Source organism: Stenotrophomonas pictorum JCM 9942 (assembly GCF_001310775.1).
GTDB classification, from domain to species: domain Bacteria; phylum Pseudomonadota; class Gammaproteobacteria; order Xanthomonadales; family Xanthomonadaceae; genus Stenotrophomonas; species Stenotrophomonas pictorum.
On the sequence record NZ_BAZI01000549.1, the window covers coordinates 1 to 1,375 of the forward strand.

The following is a 1,375-nucleotide window of genomic DNA, read 5'->3' on the forward strand; positions in this document are numbered from 1 at the left end:
CCGGATTGCGCCAGCCTGGCGCTGCAGCCCCAGGGCATCGGTACCGAGCGGCTGGAAGAACGGCTGCTGCAGCTGTTTCCCGATCACCCGGTGCTGCGCATCGACCGCAGCACCACCGCGCGCCGCGATGCGCTGGAGCAGACCCTGGCCACGCTCGGCGATCAACCCGGCATCCTGGTCGGCACACAGATCCTGGCCAAGGGCCACGATCTTCCCAAACTCACGCTGGTGGTGGTGGTGGGCATCGACGAGGGGCTGTTCTCGGCCGATTTCCGCGCCAGCGAAAAACTGGCCCAGCAGCTGATCCAGGTCGCCGGCCGCGCCGGCCGCGCCGAACGCCCGGGGGAGGTCTGGCTGCAGACCCACCACCCGGACAACGCGCTGCTGCACACGCTGGTCAACGGCGGCTACCACGCCTTTGCCGAGGCCGAACTGGGCCAGCGTGAAGCCGCCGGCTTCCCGCCGTTCGCGCATCTGGCGCTGCTGCGCGCCGAAGCCAAACAGGTCGAACAGGCCAACGACTTTCTCAGCGCGGTAAGAAACCTGATTGCGGCCGGCAACGGGGTCGAGCGCTTCGGACCGATGCCGGCACCGATGCCGCGCCGGGCCGGTTTCCAGCGCACGCAGTTGTTGCTGTCAGCCGAACAGCGGCGGCCCTTGCATGGCCTGCTCGATGCGCTGATGGCGCAGGTGTACGCCCTGCCGCAGGCGCGGCGCGTGCGCTGGTCGCTGGATGTGGACCCGCTGGATCTCTACTGACGTCGGCCCGCCGGCACCCCGGACAACATCAGCCGGCGCATAGGCCGCGTTGTCGCCCGGGTAAGCGAAGCGCAGCCGGGATTTGCTCGATGCCGGCACGGCGGGGTTTCCCGGGTGCGGCCGTTGGCGTTGCCCGGCCTACAGACAAAAAAAGCACCGGCCGACCCTGTGCAGGCCGGCCGGAACAGGTGCAACTGTCGGGGGCGGAAGCAGCTAGAGCGTGTCGCCCAGCGTGCGCACCTGCAGCGCCTTGCGCAGGGTCGCCAGATCCGCGGCGCCGCGCACCACCAGCTCGCGGCTCTGGCCCGGCAGCAGGTCGAAGGCGTTGTCCTCGACGCTGGCCACGTTTTTGTCGAAACCGATCCAGATCCCCCGCACCAGCCCGGCGCTGCGCAGCTGCAGCACGTGGTGATCGCCCACCGCACGCAGCTCGGTCTGCAGCTGACCGGCCGCCAGTGCCTGGTCCTTGGCGGCGGTGAAGTACACCAGCCGCTGCGCCAGCAACGTCCCGTCGCGCATGAGATCGAACACCGCCACGCTGCGGCGCGGGTCGCGCCCTGCAGCAGTTCGGCATCGCTCAACCGCGCCACCGCGGTAGCCGACTGCGGCGCCAGCG

General features: G+C 70.0%; 2 protein-coding genes. One reads left to right on the forward strand and one right to left on the reverse strand.

Going from position 1 to position 1,375, the window contains the following annotated elements; genetic code table 11:
• Positions 1 to 759: helicase-related protein (locus JCM9942_RS15915; RefSeq protein WP_256202407.1), on the forward strand; the 759-nt coding region annotated here is incomplete at its 5' end.
• A gap of 213 nt (positions 760 to 972) precedes the next feature.
• Here JCM9942_RS15915 and JCM9942_RS15920 read toward each other — a convergent pair.
• Positions 973 to 1,375, reverse strand: a 403-nt coding sequence (locus JCM9942_RS15920) for a glycoside hydrolase family 2 protein (protein WP_304941163.1), incomplete at its 5' end; no start/stop codon positions are given.